This is a genomic window from bacterium (genome assembly GCA_035691305.1).
GTDB lineage: Bacteria > Sysuimicrobiota > Sysuimicrobiia > Sysuimicrobiales > Segetimicrobiaceae > DASSJF01.
Genome location: DASSJF010000082.1, coordinates 1 through 20,357, shown reverse-complemented (window position 1 = coordinate 20,357; position 20,357 = coordinate 1). Strand labels below are relative to the sequence as shown.

Below are 20,357 nucleotides of genomic sequence, written 5' to 3'. Positions count from 1 at the left end.
CCCGACGGGTCGCCCAACGAGGCGAACGAGCCGTCCCAAACCATGAAGAGGTGGCCGAGAATAAAGTAAAGCGCCATAAGGCCCGCCAGCCACAAGACACCCGCGAGAACCGAGGAATGCCGATCGGCCGGCGCGCTCGCTAGCATCGGTGCCGCCCCCGAAGCCCGACGTCCAACCTTGTTCCGTCTCCGACGATAGAAGGGACGGCCGGAATGCACATCGGTCGAAGGGCCCACGGGAGGGTCCGGCCGGGCCGTCGAAAACGCCGTTCCGGATGGCCGACCAGACGCGCCCGGCGGGAATGTGGATGCACCGGCAGCGGGCTGTCACCTTGCTGGACTGGGTGTTCCTCGTCGGCCTTGCGTTGTGGCGGACACTGCTCGGTCCCTGGCCCCTCTACCTCTACGAGCTAGCGGGAGGGTCGGCGCTGTACCTTGCGGCGCGCACCGCGATCGTGCTGCGGCGCGAGGTCCCGATGTGGGCCGAGTACCTGTTTGTTTTCATCGACGCGGCAATCGTCGCCGTGGTGGTCCGGATGCTCGGCGGCATCCGGGACGATTTCTACCTGGCTTACTTCTTCGTCTTCGGCGAAGCCGCGGTGACCCTCGACTTCTGGCTCGTGGTGGCGCTGAGCGGCTGGATCGTCCTCGGCTATCTGCTCGCGACCCGACCCGCCAACTTTGACGAGACCTGGGTCGTCGGCTACCGACTGTTCTTCATGCTTGTTGCCGGCGTGGGCGCCGGGTGGATCGCGTGGCGGGAGGCCACGCACGGACGGGAGGTCGCGCACCTACGCGAGCAACTGCTCCTCGAGGAGGAGCGCGGCCGGCTTGCGCGGGAGATCCACGACGGCGTGGGGCACATCCTGGCCGCGGGGGCGCAGTCCGTGGAACTGGTCGAACGCCTGCTGCCCACGGATCCGCAACGCGCCCAGGCACTTCTGCCTGACGTGAAGCGTCTGTTCCGGCAGGGTCTGGATGAGATCCGGCTGCTTGTCCTCGGGCTCCGGTCCCCAGGGCCGTCGGCGGGAGACGCGGTAGCCGCTGCGCGACAATACCTCGCCGCGCTGTCCACTCGCACCGAGATCGCAACCGAGGTCCGCAGCCGCGACGCGGCGATTCCGTTGTCACCCGCGTCGGAGTTTGCGTTTCGGCGCATCCTCCAGGAGACGCTCACGAACGTCGCGCGGCATGCCCGTGCCCGCCGCGTGGCGGTGACCCTCGATCACACCGCCGGGACCTTGACGTGCAGCGTGCAAGACGACGGCGTCGGCTTTGACGCCGCCGGTGACGGCGGCCGACGCGGGTTTGGGCTCGACCACATTCACGAGCGCGCCGCGGAGCTCGGCGGCACCCTGGATATTGCCTCGAGGCCGGCGGGCGGCACCACGGTCACCTTCTCGCTCCCCCTGCGTGCCGCGCCGCGGCCGCGCGAGAGGATGGCGTGAGCGAGGCTCCATCGAAAGTTCGGCTGCTCGTTGCCGACGATGACAGCGTCTTGCGGCACACCCTCGCGAACCTGCTCGCGATGACGGACGGCGTTGAGATCGTGGGCGAGGCCGCCGACGGCGATGAGGCGGTGGAGCTTGCGGTGGCGCGGCAGGCCGGCGTCGTCCTGATGGACATCGGGATGCCGCGCTGCGACGGCATCGCGGCGACCCGGCGCCTTGCGGAGCGGGCGCCCAACATCAAAGTGGTCATTCTCACCATCTACGCCGATGACGACCGCGTCTTTCGCGCGCTGCAGGCGGGGGCCCGCGGGTATCTCCTCAAGGACGCCGCTCCGGACGAGATCGTCCGCGCGGTGCGCGCGGTGCACGACGGCGAGGGGATCCTGCACCCCGGTCTCGTGGGCCGGGTCATCCGCGAGTTCACGCGCGTCACGGAACGCGACCCGGAGCGGGAGCAGCGGTTCTCGGAGCTCACGGCGCGCGAGCGCGAGGTGCTGGACCTACTGGCGTGCGGCCTTCGCAACCAGGACATCGCGGCGCGCCTCGCGATCGCGGAAAAGACCGTCAAGCATCACATCAGCAACATTCTCTCAAAACTGCGGGTCAACCACCGGACGGAAGCGGCGATCCTGGCCTCGCGCCTGGGTCTCGGGCGGCACATCGAAGCGCGCTGATCTCCGCTCCGGCCGGCAGGACGAACGCCACGAGGTAGGCGGTGCGCCGCACCGGGCGCGAGCCCCCGCGGCTCATACCTGGGCGCCCGCGGCGTCGACCATGGCCTGGATAGCGATCCGCAGGTCCCGCGTGAGCCGCAGGACGGTCTCTTTGCGGGTGCCGCGCGCATCGTGGACGCGGTGGTACAGGTCCCAGGCGGGATCCGGGCGGAGGCCCCACTCCCGCTCCTGGCGGCCGAGCAGTTCGACGCCGAGCGCGTAGATGCGGTCGTAAAGCGGGCCGGTCCGGCGATCTCCGAAGTACACCGTCTTGAGCTCCGCCGCCAACCGGCCCAGTACGGGCAACACGTCGTCGAGATATCGGTACTTGATCGCGACCGGGACGATCACGACCGGCCGCTCCGCGCGCCCTTCCCGGCGGTGCTCGCTTGCCATATCGAGCGCGAGCATCGCGACACCCGGTTTGAACGGCATCACCACGTCGTTGAGCAGATATACCTCGCCCTCGGGAAAGATCAGGAGATCGAGCTCCGTCACCACCATGGCGTCGGCGAAATCCGAGTGGTTGAGAGCGATCAGCACGCCCGGCGGCAGGCTTCGCAGCCGCTCGGCGTCCCGCGTCTCGCACGAGAGGCGCGCCCGCGGCATCGCGTAAGATCGGTTCACCAGCCGCATCAGCCTCGTGAACGTCCGGCTGAGCTTGGCCGGCCGAAATTCCGTGATCGAGGGCGGCGGCTGCACGGCGCATTCCACCTTTTTCACGCCGACGCTGACAAGTGCTCCTCAAAGAAACCGATGACGCGCCGGTGGTATTCCTCGATACCTACGCGGCGCGTGCGGGCGTGCCCGGCCCGTTCGACGACCCAGAGCGCCTTGGGCTCGCCGCACGCGCGGTATAGGGCGTGGGCGTCCCCGACGTCGGTCAGCCGGTCCCGCTTCCCGTGGATGATCAGAACCGGACGTGGACTGATCGCGGCGATCGCCTCGACGGGCGCGACCGACGCCAGCGGCACACCAATCAGGCGCTCGCCGACCCGCCGGGCTCGGCGCCACGCCAAGACCGCGAGCGGCCCGCCGAGGCGGCGCGCCACCCGCTCGGCGGCGTGGTCGAGCCTCGCGTAGCTGCTGTCGGCGACGACCGCTTTGATCGCCGGGCTCCGGGCGGCGGCGAGGATCGCCGCGGCGGCGCCCATCGAGAGCCCCACGATTCCGATCCGGCGCCGCGGTCCGGCGAGGCGCTCCACGAGTACCACAGCCCCCAGGATGTCCTGAAGTTCTCGGTGCCCGAGGGTGACCGCCGTGCGCGCGCTCTCTCCCCAATTCCGGAAATCGAACGCGAGCACGGCGAACCCCGCGTCGATGAGCGCGCCGGCCAGACCGGCCATGTCGCGCTTATCTCCGGGCACGCCGTGGCAGAGGATGATCGTCGCGGCGGCCCCGGGCCGATCGCCGTACCATCCGGTCAGCCTGATCCCATCTGCGCTCTCGAACTCCACCGACCGGAGCCGTGTGTCCGGAATCCACGGTCTCTGTGTGAGCCACGCGAGCGTACGAGTGCGAAATGTGGACGTGAGCAGTGCCCGCATCGACGGCTCTATCGCGCGCCCTTGATTTTCCAAACGAAGACCGAGCCGAGCGCGACTTCGACCACAGCCAGCAAGAAGATGACCGAATACCCAAGGTTGGGCCCCGTCCGGTTGAAGACGTCGAGCAGCGGCCCGGCGATGGCGGGCGCGAGCACCTGGGGCAGTGTGTTCGCGATGCCCCAAATCCCGAGATCCTTCGCGGCCGAACGGCCCGACGGGAGAACGTCGATCGCAAGCGCCCAGTCGACACTCGCGTACGCGCCATAGCCGATACCGAACAGCACGCCGATCCACAGCAGCGTCTGGTACGGCGGCTGAAAGAGCAAACCCAGGACCGTGAACGCCAGGAACATCCCGGCCGTCGAGACGATTCCCTTGCGGCCGATCAGATCCGATGCCGGCCCGGCGGCGATCGCGACCAGCGCCCCCGAGGCGATGACGACCGCGCTGAGGGTCCCCGTCGCCTGCGCTGCGTGGAGGCGGGAGAGGTGCAAGGTATCGCGGACGAAAAACTGGAGGAAGGTGATGACCGTGTAGAATCCGAGCATGACCAGTCCCCGCGTCGCGAATAGCCAGGCGAAGTCGGGGTAGCGGGCCGGATCGACCCAAAAGGATCTGAGAAATGCAGGCAGCGCGAGACGCGGAGCGCACCGCAGCGGTGTCTCTTCAACCTTCCAGACGATCGCAACCGCGGCCGCGAGGAGGACGCCGGCGACGATCGAGTAGACGGCACCGGTCAGGCCGGCGCCGACCAGGCGGCCCGACAGCAGCGCGGCCGCGATCGTGCCGCCCATCATCATGCCGCCCATTACCCCCGACATCGCCCCGCGCTGGAAAGCAGGGACCTTGTCTGGAATCAGACCGTTGAAGGCACTCCCGGCGGCGTTGACCGTCAGTTGAACCCAGAGCAGTGCGGCAGCGAACGCGAGATAGGTCGGTGCGTACCGCATGCCGAGAAGCCCGGGCACCGCGAGCAGCGCGCCGGCCGCGACAAACGGCCGCCGGCGCCCCATGGGAAGTGTGGAGCGGTCGCTCAACGCGCCGACGACGGGCGACACGATCATCGCGACGACGGCGCCGCCCGCGAAGAGCAGCCCAAGGTACAGCCCCTTCTGTGGCTCGGGAACGAACCGGAGAAGCTCCGCGGGCACGACCACCGTAAGCAGCGCGCCCCAGACGAAGCTGACCGCAAACCAGAAGACGCCAAGCCAGAGGAGTTGAGCGAGCGGAAGCGGCCGGCCCGGCTGCGGGTCCACGGCTATTCCTCCTCCCCGCTCCGCGCCATCTCGGGAACCCCGGCGTCGTAGTGCCGAAGCCAGGGCCGGTCCATCGGTATCACCTCTTGCCCAGACCCGAGGGACACAGACCGAGCGGGATCGGACTCTCCGTATCCGGCGCGCCCGTCAAGCGTGTGATCGCCTGCATCACGCGCGCGGTCAGCGCCGATTGCTGGCGCCGTGCCGGCGCCTCCGCCGGGACGATCGCCTCGCCGACGCAAACGGTAATCCTTCCCGGGCGGGGCATTCTCGTCCCGAGCGGCCACACGTCGTAGGTCCCGCCGATTCCCACCGGGACGATCGGGACCCGGGCTCGGCCGGCAAGGAACGCGAGACCGTCGCGGGGACGCTGCAGGCGGCCGTCGGTGCTGATCTTACCTTCCGGAAAAATCACAAGCGCGTCGCCGCGATCGAGACGCGCGAGGCACTCCTCGATCGCACCGCGGTCGAACCGTCCGCGCCTGACCGGAACCACCCGGAACGGACGGATCAGCGCGCCCAGGACGGGCATTGTAAGCAGCTCCGCCGCGGCGAGGAACGTGCAGCGCCGCGGCACGGCCGCCGCCATCACGAGAGGATCGATTTGGCTTCCGTGGTTGGCGGCGAGAATCACGGGACCGTCCCCCGGGATGCGCCCCACGTCCCTGACCTGGAGACCGAAGCCGAGCCTCAGGGTTCCCTTGACGATCCACTGGAACGCCGCGTAACCGTCCATGGCCCACCCCGCCCGCTAAGGAGTTCCGATGGCCTGACCCGACGGTACCGTACGCACCGGACCGCCGGCATCGGCCCAAAGGCCCAGCCGAGGAGCACCGTCCCGGCGCCCGAGCCGTTGGGTCCAAAGACCGATGCCGGCTTCGCGCGCCCCGGTTATCCTCCAGCCGAGGGCGATCAACGGGAGGAGTGACCGATGGACATCCGCGGCCCGGAACGAGCGGTGGAAGCGGTCCTAGGCGTCACGATCACGCTGATCTGCGTAGTGGCGGCGTTCGTTGTCTGGCGCTACGCGCTGTCCGTCGTCTTTCAGTAGCTCAAACGGGGGTGCCGAGGTGGAAACTTACTTCTTCCTTGAAACCCTAGTTCGGGAGAAGATTGCGGAGGCCCGGGCCGAAGCGGCGCGGGAACGGCTGTTGCACGCGGCCGGGCAGCCCGACCGGCGCCGCGGTGATGGAGGGGCCCTCTGTCTCCTGCGCAACCTTTGGGCTCTCCTGTTCAGAGGACCGAGCCAACCGAGCAAAGACCGCGCGCTGACCGGGCAGGGGCGATAGCGATGCACACCCATGTCGCCGCGGTGACCGTTCTCACGATGTTAGGCGGGTGTCTCGCCGCGCCGGGAGCCGGCCGGGCGGCGCCGGCGGTTCGGTACGCGCGGAATGTCTTGCGCGTGGAGACCGGGCGGTCATCCGGATTCGTTGGACCATGATCACCCGCGACAGGGGAAGCGCTCTCGATCCGCGAGGCGCCTGATCACCTCCATCACGCGCGCGGTGAGCGCCGATTGCTCGCGTCTGGACGGCGCCGCCTCGGGGACGATCGGCTCGCCGACGCGAACCGTGACCGTCCCCCGGCGGGGCCACCTTGCTCCCGACGGCCAGACTTGGCGCGTCCCCGAGATCCCCATCGGAAGGATCGGAACGCGGGCGCGGGCGGCGACAAATGCCATGCCGTCCTGGGCGGGTAGGAGGCGTCCCTCGGCGCTGATCGTGCCCTCGGGGAAGATCACGAGCGCCTCGCCGTGCTCGAGGCGTGTCAGGCACTCCTCGATCGCGCGGCGGTCGAACTGCCCGCGTCTGATCGGGATGACCCGGAACGGGCGGATCAGCCTCCCTAGGACAGGCCTCGTGAGCAGTTCGGCCGCGGTCAGGAACGTGCAGCGCCGCGGCACGGCCGCCGCCACGACCACAGGGTCGATGTCGCTTCTGTGGTTCGCGGCAAGAACGAGCGGGCCCCTTGGGGGAATGTGCTGCCCGCCAATGACCGTCAGTCCGAACCCGAATCTGAGAATCGTCCGGAAGAGCCACCGGACCGCCGAGTATCCGCCCATCACACGTTCGCGCCTCCCCCGCTCCCTTAGTCACCGCGTCGTACTCCCGGTGGGCCCTTCGGCCGATGCGGGCGACGCGGCGCGCTGGTACCGTTCGAGACGCGTAAGACTGCAGACCAGGGGGGACGGACGTGAATGTCGTCAAACGCGATGTGGTCCAGGCTGCCGCGAACGCCGGGGTCTCGTACGAACAGACCGAGGCCCTCTGGGAGACGCTGGAGAGCCGTCAGGACCGGTCCGCGCGCTTCGACGTGCCCACCGTCGCGTACTATCTGGGCGCGCTCGTTGTGATGGCCGCGATGGGTTGGTTCATGACGACCGCGTGGGAGCGCTTCGGCGGCCGCGGCATTCTTCTCATCGCGACGACCTACGCCGCCTGTTTTGCTACCGCCGGGTACCGGCTCTGGCAGAAAAGCTCCTATCGAGTGCCGGGCGGGTTGCTCATGACGCTGGCGGTCTGGATGGTGCCTCTCGCGATCTACGGCTTGGAGCGGATGACCGGCATCTGGCCGCAGGGAGACCCGAGCGCCTACGCCGGTTACCACGAGTGGATCAAGGGCAGCTGGCTTCTTATGGAAATCGGCACCATCGCAGCCGGTCTCGTAGCGCTCCGGTTCGTCCGCTTTCCGTTTCTGACGTTCCCCGTTGCGTTTGCCTTCTGGTACATGTCAATGGATCTGGCTCCGGTGCTTCTTGGACGTCCGAACGTCGGGTGGGAAGCCGCCTGGGACGAGAGGCTGTGGGTGTCGGTCGGCGTGGGCCTGGTCATGCTGGTCCTCTCGGGCCTTGTCAACCGGAGGAGCCCTGAAGATTATGCACGGTGGGGATACCTCTTCGGCCTGCTCTCGTTTGCGAGCGGCCTCACGGTGCTGATGCGCACGGAAGCGTCGTGGGCGGCATACGGCGCGGTCAACCTGGCGTTGATGTTCACCGCGGTGCTTCTGCAGCGGCGCGTGTTCCTCGTCTTCGGCGCGATCGGAGTCTACGTGTACCTCGCGCGCCTGGCCTACGTGGTGTTCAAGGACTCGGTAATGTTCCCGTTCGCTCTGACGGCGCTCGGGCTCGCCGTCATCTACGGCGGCGCGCTGTACGAGCGGCACCACGGTCGGATCGAGTCGAGCCTTCGCGGGACGCTGTTCGGGCCGACCCGCGCGAACGGGGAGGCACGGTGATGAAGCACCGGCGTTGAAACCGTCGATGGTAACGCCCGCTCCCGCCGTCCCCGGCAGGAGCACTCGACGTGCGCGCTCGAACCCCAGGGGGTGTTCGTCGAGATTCTGGTCCTGTCGATGTTCGCGGGCGTGCTCGGCGCGCTCCTCGGACTCGGCGGCGGCATCATCATCGTTCCGGCGCTCACGCTGTTGGTCGGTCTCCCGATTCGCTACGCGATCGGGGCCAGCATCGTCTCCGTGATCGCGACGAGCAGCGGAGCGGCGGCCGCCTACGTCCGGGGCGGGCTCGCAAATTTGAGGATCGCGATCGGCCTCGAGGTGGCGACGACGGTCGGCGCGGTCTCCGGCGCGTTCATCGCGGGCCTCGTACCGGTCCGGGTCCTGTACGTCATCTTCGGTCTCCTGCTGGCCTACTCGACGATCGCGCTGCTCGGCCGCGTCCGGCTCGAACTGCCCGGCGAGGTGCCGTTCGATCCGCTCGCCAGCCGCCTGCGATTCCACGGCGACTACCACGATCATGTCCTCGAGCGGCGCATCGCCTACACGGCGACCGCGGTGGTCCCCGGCGGTCTGATGATGTACGTGGCGGGGCTCATGTCGGGCCTGCTCGGCATCGGCAGCGGCCTCTTCAAGGTGCTGGCGCTCGACGTGATCATGCGGCTGCCGATGAAGGTGTCGACCGCCACGAGCAACTTCATGATCGGCGTCACCGCGTCTGCGAGCGCGGGCGTGTACTTCGCCCGCGGCGACATCCACCCGCTCGTCGCGGCGCCGGTCGCCCTCGGGGTGCTCGCCGGCGCGTGGGGGGGCACCCACGTGATGGAACGGCTCAGAAACACGACGCTGCGGAAGCTCTTCGTTCCCGTGCTCGCGGTGATCGCCGTGGAGATGATCCTCCGTGGACTCGGAGTCTAGCGCCCCGCGGCCGGCGGCGTCCGAGATGCCGCTCGACGAGACGAGCCCCACCGCCCGGGCGCTCGGCGTCATCCTCCGGGCCGGGGTGCTCGTCTCCGCGGCGATCGTCCTCCTCGGGGTGGGCCTCTTCGCGCACCGCCGCGGCCTCGGCTTCGTGCTGTTCGGGTCCCGCGACGCGATCCTCGGCTCCGGCGAGAACCCGGCCAGCCTGCGCGAGCTGCTCGACGACCTCCGCAACAACGCGCACGTGCCGGGGGCGGTCACCGACATCGGGCTGCTTACGCTCATGGCCACGCCGGTCCTCAGCGTAGTGGTATCGCTCGGGTTCTTTGCGCGGCACCGCGAGTGGACCTACGTGATTTTCGCGTCGCTCGTGCTCGGAATGCTCGTCCTGGGGTCCGTCCTCGGCAGCATCTGACCGCTAGCGTCCCGTCCAGCGCGGCGCGCGCCGTTCGTTGAACGCGGCGATGCCTTCGCGGCAGTCGTCGCTCGCGTAGAGCATCCGCTGGAGCTCCCCTTCGAGCTTCAGCCCGTCCTCGAACGGATGGGTGAGGCCGTAGCGGATCGCCTGCCGCGCCGCCCGCACCGCCAGCGGCGCGTTGGCCGCGATCGCGCGCGCCGTTTCGGCGACGGCCGGGGCGAGCTCCGACGCGGGCACGACCGCGTCGACGAGGCCGAGCCGGTGGGCCTCCGCTGCCGTGATCCGGCGGCCGGTCAGCACGAGGTGCATCGCGCGCGCCGGCCCGATCAACCGGGCGAGCCGCTGGGTCCCGCCCGCGGCGGGGATGATGCCGCGCGTGACCTCGGGGCAGCCGAGTTCGGCGGTGTCGGCCGCCCAGCGCAGGTCGCAACCGAGCGCGACCTCGCACCCGCCGCCGACCGCGAGCCCGTTGATCGCGGCGATCGACGGAACCGGCAGCGCCTCGAGCGCGAGCGGCAGCTGGAAAATCGCGCGGTTGTGGCGCCAGATCTGCGCTTCCGCGGCCCCCGCCCTTTCCTTGAGGTCGGCGCCCGCGCTGAACGCGCGCCCTTCGCCGGTCAGCACCAGCACGCGGGCCGCCGGGTCCCGCCCCACCGCCTCGAGCGCCGCTACCAACTCCCGGCACAGCGCGCTGCTGAGCGCGTTCAGTACTTCCGGACGCCGCATCGTGAGCGTCACGATGCCGTCGCGCGATTCGACCGTCACGAGCGGCGCAGCCATCCCCGTCCCTCCCATCGACTTCCGCGGCCGGCGACCCGTGTGAGCGGGTGGGCTCAGGCGCGGCGCCGCGAGGCGGCCAGCGCCGTCACCGCGGCCGCGACCGCGTCGGCGATCTCATCCGCGTCTTGATCGGTGATCGTCAGCGGCGGCGCGGCGATCACGGGATTGTCGGCGAAGCACAGCATGCCGCGGTGCCGCAGCTCGCGGTCCAGCCGATCGATGCCCCGCACGCCCAACGGCAGCGGCGCACGCGTCGTCCGGTCTTCCACCAATTCGACCGCGGCCATGAGGCCCATTCCCCGCACCTCGCCCGCGATCGGGCAATCCCGCAGGCGCATGGACAGCCCGTCCACGAGACGCCGTCCGAGCGACGCCGCACGCTCCACGAGCCCCTCCTCCTCGATGACCCGGAGACACGCCAGCGCCGCCGCGCACGCGGCGGGATGGCCGCTGTAGGTGAATCCGTGCGGCACCAGCCGGCGCGCCAGGCGCTCGGCGACGTGCCGGCGCAGCGCGACCGCCGCCAGGGTGTGGTAGCCGCCGGTCATGCCTTTGCCGAGGATCATGAGGTCCGGCGTCACCTGCCAGTGCTCGCACGCAAACCAGCGGCCCGTCCGCCCGAACCCCGTCACCACCTCGTCGGCCACGAGGAGCACGCCGTGGCGGTCGCAGATCTCGCGCAGCCTCGGCCAGTACGCCGGCGGCGGCACCAGCACGCCGCCGGGCCCCGGCACCGGCTCCGCGAACACCGCGGCCACACGGTCCGGGCCGGCGTCCTCGATCGCGCGCTCCACTTCGTCCGCGCAGGCGAGCGTGCAGGCGTCGAGCCGGGCGCAGTGGGGACAGCGGTAGCGGTACGGGGCGTGCACGAACCGAATCCCGGCGATCGGCGCGCCCATCCCGCGCAGCAGCCCGCGGTCCGGGTCGCTGAGCGACGAGCCCGCGTACGTGCTGCCGTGGGCGGAGTACTCGCGGCTGATGATCACCCGCCGCCGGCCGGTGCCTCCCGCGCTGTGGAACAGCCGCGCGAACTTGAGCGCGGTGTCGACGGCCTCCGACCCGGTCGGCACGGGCACGATGCTCTCGAGGTCCCCGGGCAACACCGACTTGAGCCGTTCGGCGAGCGTCTCGACAAGCGGCGACGCCGCGTCGGTGAGCGGCGCGAACGAGAGCGTGCGAAGCTGCTCCGCGATCGCGTCAATGATCTCGCCCCGCCCGTACCCGACGAGCGCGGCCCACAATCCCGAGCGCGCGTCGAGGTAACGGCGGCCGTCCGCGTCCCAGACGTGCGTGCCCTCGCCGCGCACGAGGCGCAACGGTCCGCCCCGGCGCGCGAGCGCGGCCTGGACCTGCCCCTGATACCAGACGGACGGCGGGGACGGCGGCTGCGCGGGCATCGGCTGAATCCTTCTAGGCAGGAAGCACTCGGACCCGCAGACAATGGTCCGGACACCCGCGGGATCGCAAGGAGGCGTGGAGATGACCGTCAAGGAGTATCCGCTGTTCATCGACGGGCGCTGGGTGAACGGCAACGGACGCGGAGGGTTCGAGGTCATGAACCCCGCCACGGCCGAACCGATCGCCACCGTGGCCGACGGGAGCGCCGCGGAGGCCCGCGCCGCCGTCGACGCGGCCGCCCGGGCGTTTCCGGCGTGGGCCGCCAAAACGGCGCTCGAGCGCGGCGCCATTCTATTGAAGGCTCGCGACATCCTCACGAGCCGGGTGGACGCGCTGGCGCGTCTCGTCACCGAAGAGAACGGCAAGCCCGTCGCGGAAGCGCGCGGCGAGGTCTCGTTTGCGATCCAGTACCTCCCATGGTTCGCGGAAGAGGCCCGCCGGGTCTACGGCGAGATCGTGCCGCCGCCGGTCCCGCACAAGCGCCTGTGGGTCGTCCGCCAGCCTCTCGGGGTCGTCGGCGCGATCACGCCGTGGAACTTCCCCGCCACCATGGTGCTGCGGAAGATCGCGCCGGCGCTCGCGGCCGGGTGCACCGTCGTGCTGAAGCCGGCCAAGGAGACGCCGCTCACCGCGATCGAGATCGCCCGCGCCTTCGAGGAGGCGGGCCTGCCGCCCGGCGTCTTCAACGTCGTCGTCGGCCGGCGCGCGGCCCCGATCGCCGACGTGCTCCTCTCGGACCACCGCGTGCGAAAGATCGCCTTCACGGGCTCGACGGAGATCGGCAAGGCGCTCATGCGCGGCGCCGCCGATCAGCTGAAGCGGCTCACGTTCGAGCTCGGCGGCAACGCCCCGTTCATCGTCTTCGAGGACGCCGACCTCGACCGCGCGGTGCAGAACGCGGTCGCGATCAAGTACTTTCGGGTCGGCGGCCAGTCGTGCATCTGCGCGAACCGGCTGTACGTGCAGCGCAGCATCGCCGACCGGTTCCTCGCGAAGTTCGTGGATGCGGTGCAGGCGATCAAGGTGGGCCCGGGCACGGAGCCGGGCGTGCAGGTCGGCCCGCTCATCAACGCCGAGACCCTGGAGAAGGTCGAAGCGATGGTCCGGGACGCGATCGGCGAAGGCGCCAAGCCGCTCGCCGGCGCGCGCCGGCTCACCGACGGGGCGTTCAAGCGCGGCTTCTTCTACGCGCCCACGGTCCTCACCGACGTCCGCGAGGAGATGCGCGTCTCGAAGGACGAGACGTTCGGGCCGGTGGCGCCGATCCTGCCGTTCGACACCGAGGCGGAAGTCATCGAACGCGCCAACAACACGACCTTCGGCCTCGCCGCCTACCTCTCGTCGCGGGACCTCGCGCGCGTCGTCCGCGTGAGCGAGGCGCTCGAGTACGGCCTGGTCTGCGTCAACGACGCGACCGGCTACACCCACGAGATCCCGTTCGGCGGCGTCAAGGAAAGCGGCCTCGGCCGCGAGGGCGGACGGCACGGCATGCACGAGTACACGGAGGTCAAGTCGATCTCCATCAACATCTCGTAGCCCCGCCCGGACCGCGGAATGCAGCCGACCGACCGCGTTGCCGACATCTCGTGTGACGTGCTCGTCTGCGGCGCGGGCCTCGGCGGCGTCGCCGCGGCGCTGCGGGCCGCACGGCTCGGCCTGCGCGTGTGCCTCACCGAAGAGGCGTCGTGGCCGGGCGGGCAGGTCACGACCCAGGGCGTCTCGGCCTTCGACGAGCACCAGTACATCGAGACCTTCGGCGGCACCGCGGCGTACTATGAGCTGCGCAACGGGATCCGCGCCTACTACCGCGGCGCCTACCGGCTGTCGCCCGCGGCGCGGTTCGGCGGCCCGCTCAACCCCGGCAACGCCTGGGTCAGCTCGCTGTCGTTCGAACCGCGCGCCGCGGCGGTCGTGCTCGAGGCGATGATGGCCTCGGTGCACAACTCCGGGGCGCTGCAGGTCTTCTATCACACGCGCGCGATCGCCGCGGAGGTCTTCAGCGGTCAGGTGCGATCGGTGCTGACGCGCCAGAGCGAGAGCGGCGCGCTCATCCGGTTCAGGGCGCGGTTCGTGCTCGACGCGACCGACCTCGGCGACCTGCTGCCGCTCACCGCGACGCCGTACGCGATCGGCGCCGAGTCGCAGGCCGAGACCGGTGAACCGTCGGCCCCCGCGACGGCGGACCCCGCCTGCCTCCAGTTTCTGACGTTCCCGTTCGCGGTGGAGTGGCGGCCCGGCGAAGACAACACGATCCCGAAGCCGGACGGCTACGACACGAACAAGACGGCGCAGCCCTACTCGTTCACCTACAAGACCGCCGACCCGGTCGCGCCGGTCTACCGGATGTTCGGAAAGGCGGAAGGGACGCACGGCGCGTTCTGGACCTACCGCCGCGCGCTCGACGCCGCGAACTTCGAGGACGCGCGCATCCCCAACGACGTCAGTATCATCAACTGGACGAGCAACGACTACCGCGGCCCGGCGCCGATCGACAAGACGGCGCTCGGGCTGGCAGCGATCTACCGCGACGCGCGCAATCTGAGCCTGGGGTTCCTATACTGGCTGCAGACCGAAGCCCCCCGCGACGACGGCGGCGCCGGCTACCCGGAGCTGCGGCCCCGCCCGGACGTGATGGGCAGCGTAGACGGCGTGTCGCAGATGCCGTACATCCGCGAAGGACGGCGCCTGCGGGCGCTCGTCCTGATCCGCGAACAGGACATCACCGCCTCCGCGCAGCGCGGCGCGCGCGCCGCGGCCGTCGCCGCGTCGGCCGGCGTGGGCCTCTACCCGATCGACCTGCACGGCTGCAGCGTGAACACCGTGAGCCTGCCGACCCGGCCGTTCCAGATTCCGCTCGGCGCCCTGATCCCGCAGCGGACCGCCAATCTGCTGGCCGCCGCCAAGAACATCGGCACGACGCACCTCACGAACGGCGCCTACCGCCTCCACCCGGTGGAGTGGGCGGTCGGCGAAGCCGCGGCGGTCCTCGCCGCGGTCTGCCTGCGCACGGGGCGCACGCCGCAGGAGGTCCACGACGATCCGCGGCTCGTCCAGCGTCTCCAAGTTCTGGCACTCGACCAAGGCGTGCCGCTCTACTGGTACGACGACGTCCCGCTCGGCCACCCGGCGTTCTTCGCGACGCAGCTGCTGGCGGTCACGAACGTCTGGCCGGGCGCAGACGATTCGCTGTCGTTCCGGCCGGACGAGCCGGTCAGCCGGTTCGACGCGAAACGCACGATCGGCGCGGTGGCCGCCATCGTCCAGGCCGCAGGCGGCCGGGCGTCGCCGGTGAGCGAGACCCTGCGCCTCTCGTTGGGCGACGCGCTCACCCCGATGTCGAGCAACGCCGCGACCCAGGCGCTCACCGACGCGCTGCCCGACGCGACCGACCTGCTGAACCCCGCGCTCACCGATCCCGTGACCCGGGCGCACCTCGCGGTGCGGCTCGCCGGGGTCGTCCGGCGAATCATCGAGACGAACCGGCCGGGCCTGTAGCCGGTGCGGCACACTCAGGCGAGCCCGCGCGACGCGGCGCCGCGCGGGCTGCCGTGGCCCGTGATCCTGACGGTCTGCCTCGGCACGTTCATGGGCGCGCTCGACGGCAGCATCGTCCTCGTCGCCTACCCTACGTTCACGGCGACGTTCCACGTCCCGGTCTCGCTCGTCCAGTGGGTCGGCGTCGCCTACCTCTTGACGTCGTCGAGCCTGGTCGCGATCTTCGGCCGTCTTTCCGACATGGTCGGTCACAAGCGCATCTACGTCGCGGGGTTCGCGGTGTTTCTCGCCGGCTCGGTCCTCTGCGGGGCGGCGCCCGGCGTCGGGCCGCTGATTGCGTTTCGGGTGCTGCAGGCGGTCGGCTCCGCGATGCTCGTCGCCAACAGCGTCGCCATTCTCTCCCACACGGTGGGCGGCGCCCGGATGGGGACCGCGCTCGGCATCCTCGAGACCGCCGTGTCGGTGGCGCTCGTCGTCGGTCCGGTCGTTGGCGGGGTGCTGATCCAGACGTTCTCGTGGCGGATGATGTTCTATATCAATGTACCGGTCGCGATCGGCGCGATGCTGCTGGCGCGGCGGTCGCTGCCTCCGCTCGAGGGGCGCGGGCGGGAACAGCGATTCGACGTGGCCGGCGCCGTGACGTTCGGGCTGGGGCTGGGCATGCTACTGCTGGGCGCAAGCCTCGGGCCGGTGCTGGGGTGGACGGCCACGGCGGTCGACGGACTCATCGCCGCCGGCACCGTGCTGCTCGGGGTGTTTCTCGCGATCGAGCGGCGGGTGCGCCCGCCGATGCTGGACCTCTCGCTGTTCCACAGCCGCGCGTTCGCGGGCGCCAACACGGCCAAGGTATGCGCCTACGCCGCCTCGTTCACCGTCGCGTTCGTGATCCCGTTCTACCTCCAGCAGGTGCTGCACTACAAGCTTGGCGCCGTCGGAATCGCGATGACGCCGATGCCCGCCGCGCTGGCCGCCGGCTCGCTCCTCGGCGGGCCGCTTTCCGACCGGGTCGGTTCGCACGTGCTGGCCCCGCTGGGGATGGCGGTCGCCACCCTTGGCGGGATCCTCTTCACGCTGGTGTCGCCGGCCCACGGGTACTGGTCGCTCGCCCTGGCCATGGTCGTGATGGACTTTGGGATGGGCCTCTTCATCGCGCCGAACGACGCCGTGATCATGAACAGCGCGCCGCGCGACAAGCAGGGCGTGGCCGGCGGCGTGCTCGCGATGATGCGCAGCACCGGCATGATCGCGGGGCTGACGCTCGCCGCGACGATCCTCCAGTCGCGGCTCGGACGGGCCGCGTCCGGAGGCGTGCCCGGCGCGGACGCAGGCCGTATCACCCCAGACACGCTGATCCAGGGGATTCACGCCGTGTACGCCGCGACGATCGTCCTGTGTCTGCTGTCTACCGGCCTGTCACTGCTCCCAGGCCGGACGTCCGCGAGTCCAGCGATCGCTCCGCCGACAGACTAGCGGGCGACGACTTGCGCGATCCGGCTTCGGACCCTTGGAGGTCCACCGCATTCGCATTGACGACAGTACGCTGTTCAGGCCGGTACGAGCGCGAGGACCCGGACGGGGCTCCCGCTGCCGTCGACGATCTTCAGCGGGGCGGCGATGACTACCGCGCCGGTCGCCGGGAGCTGATCGAGATTGCACAGGCTCGTCAATCCGAACTTCCCGGCGCCGTGCATGATCGTGTGGTTGGGAAACGGCGGATCGAACGTTCCGGCCTGGCCGGCGTCGGTGCCGACCGTCTCGACGCCCACGCCGAGAACGTCCCGGTCTCGGGCGAGCAACTGCGATGTGGTCTTGTGAAAGCCGGGGGCGTGCGGGCCGTCGTGCTGCACGTTGAGAAACTCCTTGGGATCCTGGCGGCGGCTCCAACCGGTGCGCAGCAGCACCCACGACGCCGCGGGAATGCGCCCGTGGCGTCCCTCCCATGCCGCCACATGTTCAGGCATCAGCAGGAAGTCGTGATTGCGCGCGACGTCGTCCGTGACGTCGAGCACGACGGCCGGACCGACGAAGCGACCGGCGGGAATCGTATCGCAGGCGTTGCCGGGGAGGTCCTTTCCCGTGACCCAGTGGACGGGCGCATCGAAGTGAGTGCCGGTATGCTCACCCAGGTGGAGGGTGTTCCAATACCAGGCCGGCCCGCGTTGGTCGTACCGGGAGATCACTTCCATCGAAAACGCCGGCGACGGGGCGAAGATGGGCGGCAGCCCAATGACCGGCGTCTCCGGTCCGAGGGGCTGCGACAGATCTACGACCTTGATCCGCCCTCCTTTGAGCTCCTGCACCAACTGGGTCAACGCGCTCGCCATCGTCCCTGCCCCTTTCCGCCCGGCCGCCCGGCGGTGTCCCGCGTGTCCGCCGCCCGCGTTCACTTCTGGCCGGCGCGTAGGCTCCTCAGGTGCCGCTGAAACTGAAAGCGATTCTCGAGCATCGGCAGATCGGTCAAGTACACCGGCGGTCCCTTCGCCGCCACTTTGGCCACCAGCGTCGTCAGTTCTTTGGCCCGCAGGGCCCCGCCGAAGGCGGCGGTGAACTCGGGGATCGTTCGCACGGTCGCCGTCCGAGGAACGCCCGCCGCCGCCGCCATCCCCGCAATGTCGCTCCCCGTGGCGGTCGCCGTGGGGAACCCGCCGACCGAGAGGAGGCTCTCGTTGTCGAACACAACGTGGACAAGGTTGCGCGGACGGTAGCGCGCCATCGTCGTGAGAGACCCAAGATTCATGAGGATCGAGCCGTCGCCGTCCAGCACGACCACCTGCAGCTCCGGACGAACGAGCGCAATGGCGAGCCCCATGGACGACGCCAGTCCCATGGAGTGGAGCAGGTAGAAGAATCCGGGCCGGTGACCTAGGGACTGCAGTTCTGCCGAAACGGCGCCCATGATCGTGACCACGACGCACCGCTCCAGGCCGGGATAGATCGCCCGCAGCGCGTCGATGCGGAGCATTTTTTCTCCGGGTTGGGCGGGCGCCGTCACTCTTCCCACATCAGGTCTCGGCACAAGAGAAGCGCGACGGGCTTGAGCGACGATTCGGCGAGCATCTGCGCCTTCTTGATCAGATGCCCTGCGTGGGCCGGATTCTCCAGCCGTTCGTAGGGAATGTCGAGGGCCTGCAGCACGGGCTCGGTTACCCCGCCGCCTTCCGTCTGCCACGGGTCGCGCTCGCCCAACTCGCCCCGGTAGCTGATGAGCATGAGCAGGGGAATCCGGTAGAGCCGCGCGAGCGACACGATCCCGTTTACGCTCTGCAGGAAGCCGTGGTTCTGCATCAGCATCGCCGATTTCGCGCCCGCCAGGTGCGCACCCGCCGAGAGGCCGGTGCCTTCCTCTTCCTTGGCGAGACGGACGAGGACCATCTCGGGGTCGTCCTCCGCCATTCGGATGAGGTGAACGAGCCAGGTCTCGGGAAGCGCGGACACCAGGCCGATGCCGCACGCTTTCAGCGCGTCGTAGATCACCTGAGAGTTCTTTTGAGAAACCGGCACTCTCGCCTCCGCCCCCACGCCGCCGCATCCGTGGAGTTCGCGACCGCCGGCCGCTTTTCTTTCGCGGCGAACAACCCGAGGATCTCGCTTTCGCCGTTCGTTCGCCGCTTGACACGCGGCCTCGAATGACCCTGGTCACGGCCAACGTAACGGAGTTCTCGCGAGTAAAGGGCCTCAAGTGGCAGGATTGGGCGAAGTGACGATGTCGCCTGCAAACCACGGAGTCGCCTAGCGCCCGCAGATCCAACGATCACGGCTTCAGGTAGTCCTCGCGCAGCGGGTAGAAGACGTCGAGCACGATCGCAGCGCCGCCGACGGGCCGGCCGCCGTGCGGCACGCCGCCCGCGATCATGTACATGTCACCCGGCACCATGACCTTGCGCTCGTCCCCGATCCACATCTCGAACCGGCCTTCGACGACCATGCCGCCCTGCTCGTGCGGGTGGCTGTGGGTCGGGACTTCGCTTCCCTCGGCCAGTTCGACGTAGTTCAACATCACGTTCTTGCCGGGCAGGGGCTTCATCACCACGCCCTTCGCGACTTCTTTGCCCCGCAACTCTTTGGCGGACGTAAAGTGGCTCGGCATGTCTTCCTCCCCGGCGACCGTCGGTCTGACAGTATTGGACGGTGCGATTGGTGAGTCCCGCCCGGCACCGAGCCCTCTCCCCGAAGGCGGAGCGGCAAACGCTCGAGGAAGGCGCCGCCCTCGCGGGCGGCCCCGTTGCCATCTCTCCGCCTGTGCTCGGCCGCGCGCTCGATCGACTGCGCTCGATCGAGCGGCAGCGCGCCGCGGCCGTCCGTCGCCTGCGCCGGCGGGGCATGGTCACAGCGATCGGTGGACATCAGTCGTTTTCGAGAGAGGTGAATGCCGTGGTTGTGCTGGGACTGCTGATCGTAATCGGCGTCGTACTCTGGGCCACCGGCCACATGATCGTTCACTAAGCAAGGGGTGAGATGACGTGAGACACTCGCGACTTGCGCTGTTGCTGCTGGTCGGTTTCGTGCTGTCGCTGCTCGCGCCGGTGTCGGCGCGCGCCGACGGGAAAGACGACCGACATCGTCGCGTCACCGAATACGCGGAAGGCAACCCCTACTGCCCGCGCCGACCGATTGTCGTCGGGCGGGTCGTGGTGCCGGCCAGGCGGTGTTACACGCTTGCCGTCGTCCGGAACGACCGCGGCGCGTACCTCGCCTTCCTCGACCCTTCGGTCCGGCTGCGCCGGGACGAAGCGGAGCGGCTCGGCAGTCTCGACGGCCGCCGGGCGTGGAACCAGATCCTGTTTCTCGTCCCGGTCCCGCGGGACGCCCGCATCGGGATGATTCCGATGAACACCATTCGGCTCATCAGGCTGCGGGAGGAAGACGACGAGGACGAGGACGGTCCGCGCCCCGCGCGATCCGCGCTCGTCGTCATGGTCCCGGCGGCGGTCCCGAACGTGTCTGCGACGATCGTGATCAATTTCTGACGCGCCGCGCTTCCGGGCGGAAGGCGGCCACCCGCGTAGGGGTGGCCGCCTCATTTCACAAACGGATCGGGCGGCGCGGCATGAGGACGGACAAATCGGGGGAAAAGGCCTGGGGACGGGAACCTGTCCGTCGACTTCGGCGTTTCCCTCATCACGGTGAGGATCCAAGCCGGGCCCT

General features: G+C 69.6%; 21 protein-coding genes. 10 read left to right on the top strand and 11 right to left on the bottom strand.

Features of this window, described 5'->3' with window-relative positions; all coding sequences use genetic code 11:
- Window positions 1-274: 274 nt before the first annotated feature.
- On the top strand, window positions 275-1,447 hold the full coding sequence (locus tag VFL28_15590; GenBank protein ID HET7266086.1) for a sensor histidine kinase: 1,173 nt from the start codon (window positions 275-277) through the stop codon (window positions 1,445-1,447).
- The gene (locus VFL28_15585) at window positions 1,444-2,124 is read left to right on the top strand and encodes a response regulator transcription factor (protein ID HET7266085.1); all 681 of its coding nucleotides are present in this window, start codon (window positions 1,444-1,446) and stop codon (window positions 2,122-2,124) included. The genes VFL28_15590 and VFL28_15585 overlap by 4 nt, the downstream gene beginning before the upstream one ends.
- Before the next feature lie 72 nt (window positions 2,125-2,196).
- Here VFL28_15585 and VFL28_15580 read toward each other — a convergent pair whose 3' ends face one another.
- From VFL28_15580 to VFL28_15560, 5 genes are all read right to left on the bottom strand, one after another.
- Window positions 2,197-2,865, bottom strand: a complete 669-nt coding sequence (locus tag VFL28_15580) for a hypothetical protein (GenBank protein ID HET7266084.1) — start codon at window positions 2,863-2,865, stop codon at window positions 2,197-2,199.
- Between the two features lie 17 nt (window positions 2,866-2,882).
- Window positions 2,883-3,710, bottom strand: a complete 828-nt coding sequence (locus tag VFL28_15575; GenBank protein HET7266083.1) for an alpha/beta hydrolase — start codon at window positions 3,708-3,710, stop codon at window positions 2,883-2,885.
- An 8-nt stretch (window positions 3,711-3,718) separates the two neighbouring features.
- Window positions 3,719-4,966 carry an MFS transporter gene (locus VFL28_15570; GenBank protein HET7266082.1) on the bottom strand — a complete coding sequence of 416 codons (1,248 nt, stop codon included), beginning with the start codon at window positions 4,964-4,966 and terminating at the stop codon, window positions 3,719-3,721.
- Window positions 4,967-5,045: 79 nt separating this feature from the next.
- A complete protein-coding gene (locus VFL28_15565) occupies window positions 5,046-5,702 on the bottom strand; it encodes a lysophospholipid acyltransferase family protein (protein ID HET7266081.1) in 657 nt (218 codons plus the stop codon).
- A 708-nt stretch (window positions 5,703-6,410) separates the two neighbouring features.
- Entirely contained in the window at window positions 6,411-7,031 is a 621-nt protein-coding gene (locus VFL28_15560; GenBank protein HET7266080.1) for a lysophospholipid acyltransferase family protein, read from the bottom strand.
- Between the two features lie 131 nt (window positions 7,032-7,162).
- Here VFL28_15560 and VFL28_15555 point away from each other — a divergent pair, with 131 nt between their 5' ends.
- From VFL28_15555 to VFL28_15545, 3 genes are all read left to right on the top strand, one after another.
- Window positions 7,163-8,203 carry a DUF2157 domain-containing protein gene (locus VFL28_15555; protein HET7266079.1) on the top strand — a complete coding sequence of 347 codons (1,041 nt, stop codon included), beginning with the start codon at window positions 7,163-7,165 and terminating at the stop codon, window positions 8,201-8,203.
- Window positions 8,204-8,320: 117 nt separating this feature from the next.
- Entirely contained in the window at window positions 8,321-9,118 is a 798-nt protein-coding gene (locus tag VFL28_15550) for a sulfite exporter TauE/SafE family protein (GenBank protein HET7266078.1), read from the top strand.
- On the top strand, window positions 9,102-9,536 hold the full coding sequence (locus VFL28_15545) for a DUF1634 domain-containing protein (GenBank protein ID HET7266077.1): 435 nt from the start codon (window positions 9,102-9,104) through the stop codon (window positions 9,534-9,536). The genes VFL28_15550 and VFL28_15545 overlap by 17 nt, the downstream gene beginning before the upstream one ends.
- 3 nt (window positions 9,537-9,539) lie before the next feature.
- On the opposite strand, the gene VFL28_15540 is transcribed toward VFL28_15545, so the two are convergent.
- A complete protein-coding gene (locus VFL28_15540; GenBank protein ID HET7266076.1) occupies window positions 9,540-10,319 on the bottom strand; it encodes an enoyl-CoA hydratase-related protein in 780 nt (259 codons plus the stop codon).
- A gap of 53 nt (window positions 10,320-10,372) precedes the next feature.
- The gene (locus VFL28_15535; GenBank protein ID HET7266075.1) at window positions 10,373-11,716 is read right to left on the bottom strand and encodes an aminotransferase class III-fold pyridoxal phosphate-dependent enzyme; all 1,344 of its coding nucleotides are present in this window, start codon (window positions 11,714-11,716) and stop codon (window positions 10,373-10,375) included.
- A gap of 82 nt (window positions 11,717-11,798) precedes the next feature.
- On the opposite strand from VFL28_15535, the gene VFL28_15530 reads away from it, so the two are divergent.
- From VFL28_15530 to VFL28_15520, 3 genes are read left to right on the top strand one after another with little or no spacing between them, the layout of a single operon-like run.
- Window positions 11,799-13,253, top strand: coding sequence for an NAD-dependent succinate-semialdehyde dehydrogenase (locus VFL28_15530; GenBank protein ID HET7266074.1), 1,455 nt, complete (start codon window positions 11,799-11,801; stop codon window positions 13,251-13,253).
- A gap of 18 nt (window positions 13,254-13,271) precedes the next feature.
- Window positions 13,272-15,212, top strand: a complete 1,941-nt coding sequence (locus VFL28_15525; GenBank protein ID HET7266073.1) for an FAD-dependent oxidoreductase — start codon at window positions 13,272-13,274, stop codon at window positions 15,210-15,212.
- Between the two features lie 3 nt (window positions 15,213-15,215).
- Window positions 15,216-16,682 (top strand): MFS transporter, encoded by a 1,467-nt coding sequence (locus VFL28_15520; GenBank protein HET7266072.1) that lies wholly within the window; start codon window positions 15,216-15,218, stop codon window positions 16,680-16,682.
- 74 nt (window positions 16,683-16,756) lie between these two features.
- On the opposite strand, the gene VFL28_15515 is transcribed toward VFL28_15520, so the two are convergent.
- From VFL28_15515 to VFL28_15500, 4 genes are all read right to left on the bottom strand, one after another.
- Complete coding sequence (locus VFL28_15515; GenBank protein ID HET7266071.1) at window positions 16,757-17,536, bottom strand: cyclase family protein; 780 nt, start codon at window positions 17,534-17,536, stop codon at window positions 16,757-16,759.
- 59 nt (window positions 17,537-17,595) lie between these two features.
- On the bottom strand, window positions 17,596-18,174 hold the full coding sequence (locus VFL28_15510; GenBank protein ID HET7266070.1) for a thiamine pyrophosphate-dependent enzyme: 579 nt from the start codon (window positions 18,172-18,174) through the stop codon (window positions 17,596-17,598).
- Window positions 18,175-18,200: 26 nt separating this feature from the next.
- The gene (locus tag VFL28_15505; protein HET7266069.1) at window positions 18,201-18,713 is read right to left on the bottom strand and encodes a thiamine pyrophosphate-binding protein; all 513 of its coding nucleotides are present in this window, start codon (window positions 18,711-18,713) and stop codon (window positions 18,201-18,203) included.
- Window positions 18,714-18,963: 250 nt separating this feature from the next.
- A complete protein-coding gene (locus tag VFL28_15500; protein ID HET7266068.1) occupies window positions 18,964-19,299 on the bottom strand; it encodes a cupin domain-containing protein in 336 nt (111 codons plus the stop codon).
- 50 nt (window positions 19,300-19,349) lie between these two features.
- On the opposite strand from VFL28_15500, the gene VFL28_15495 reads away from it, so the two are divergent.
- On the top strand, window positions 19,350-19,655 hold the full coding sequence (locus VFL28_15495; protein HET7266067.1) for a hypothetical protein: 306 nt from the start codon (window positions 19,350-19,352) through the stop codon (window positions 19,653-19,655).
- Window positions 19,656-19,672: 17 nt separating this feature from the next.
- Window positions 19,673-20,179, top strand: coding sequence for a hypothetical protein (locus VFL28_15490; GenBank protein HET7266066.1), 507 nt, complete (start codon window positions 19,673-19,675; stop codon window positions 20,177-20,179).
- Window positions 20,180-20,357: the final 178 nt, after the last annotated feature.

Excerpts from the sequence above, each read along its gene's own strand:
- VFL28_15510 (HET7266070.1), bottom strand. The coding sequence starts at position 18,174 with ATGCTCCGCATCGACGCGCTGCGGGCGATCTATCCCGGCCTGGAGCGG.
- VFL28_15535 (HET7266075.1), bottom strand. The coding sequence starts at position 11,716 with ATGCCCGCGCAGCCGCCGTCCCCGCCGTCCGTCTGGTATCAGGGGCAG.
- VFL28_15590 (HET7266086.1), top strand. The coding sequence starts at position 275 with ATGGCCGACCAGACGCGCCCGGCGGGAATGTGGATGCACCGGCAGCGG.
- VFL28_15560 (HET7266080.1), bottom strand. The coding sequence starts at position 7,031 with ATGGGCGGATACTCGGCGGTCCGGTGGCTCTTCCGGACGATTCTCAGA.
- VFL28_15575 (HET7266083.1), bottom strand. The coding sequence starts at position 3,710 with ATGCGGGCACTGCTCACGTCCACATTTCGCACTCGTACGCTCGCGTGG.
- VFL28_15550 (HET7266078.1), top strand. The coding sequence starts at position 8,321 with ATGTTCGCGGGCGTGCTCGGCGCGCTCCTCGGACTCGGCGGCGGCATC.
- VFL28_15530 (HET7266074.1), top strand. The coding sequence starts at position 11,799 with ATGACCGTCAAGGAGTATCCGCTGTTCATCGACGGGCGCTGGGTGAAC.
- VFL28_15540 (HET7266076.1), bottom strand. The coding sequence starts at position 10,319 with ATGGCTGCGCCGCTCGTGACGGTCGAATCGCGCGACGGCATCGTGACG.
- VFL28_15525 (HET7266073.1), top strand. The coding sequence starts at position 13,272 with ATGCAGCCGACCGACCGCGTTGCCGACATCTCGTGTGACGTGCTCGTC.
- VFL28_15500 (HET7266068.1), bottom strand. The coding sequence starts at position 19,299 with ATGCCGAGCCACTTTACGTCCGCCAAAGAGTTGCGGGGCAAAGAAGTC.
- VFL28_15515 (HET7266071.1), bottom strand. The coding sequence starts at position 17,536 with ATGGCGAGCGCGTTGACCCAGTTGGTGCAGGAGCTCAAAGGAGGGCGG.
- VFL28_15565 (HET7266081.1), bottom strand. The coding sequence starts at position 5,702 with ATGGACGGTTACGCGGCGTTCCAGTGGATCGTCAAGGGAACCCTGAGG.